At 41.6% G+C, this 507-nt stretch carries 1 protein-coding gene; it reads right to left on the bottom strand.

From position 1 onward, the window contains the following. Window positions 1-60: 60 nt before the first annotated feature. A complete protein-coding gene (tnpA, locus tag M9194_RS21565; protein WP_250614770.1) occupies window positions 61-507 on the bottom strand; it encodes an IS200/IS605 family transposase in 447 nt (148 codons plus the stop codon).

Here is a 507-nt window from a genome sequence, read left to right as displayed (position 1 = left end):
GTAAATAATCCACCTGCAAAGCAGGTGGCTTTGAATGGCCCCCTATAAGGGGGCTCACTGTTAATCTTCTAACCCCAGACGCATCTGACGCTCTTCTTCTTCCTTTCCCACACGATCTTGGTGCCTGACATACCTTCGTATAATTTCCTCATTCATTCCTACCGAATCAACAAAATAACCACGTTGCCAAAACTTGTTCCCCCACAACTTTTTCTTTCGTAAATACGGAAATTTGCTAAAAAGTCGAATCGCTGTACGCCCTTTAACAAAACCCATGTATTGGGAAATACTTAAGCTAGGAGGCAACCTTACGACCAAATGAACATGGTCTACTTGAACATTGAGCTCTACAACCTTACAGTTCTTCATATTACTGTAGATATAGATACTACGATAAAGTTCTTTGCCCAAGTTGCCCTTCAATATCTTCAAGCGATATTTAGGTGTCCACACTATGTGGTACTGACACCGATAGTAAACATGTGAGGCGGATTCATATCTGCTCAT

The sequence above is a fragment of the Vibrio sinus genome, from assembly GCF_023634645.1.
GTDB lineage: Bacteria > Pseudomonadota > Gammaproteobacteria > Enterobacterales > Vibrionaceae > Vibrio > Vibrio sinus.
Note: the sequence above shows the minus strand (reverse complement) of the source record. Positions and strands in the feature narration are given on the sequence as shown.

What these genes read in the sequence shown, in the direction of transcription:
- tnpA (WP_250614770.1), bottom strand. Translation starts at nt 507, where the DNA reads ATGAGCAGATATGAATCCGCCTCACATGTTTACTATCGGTGTCAGTAC.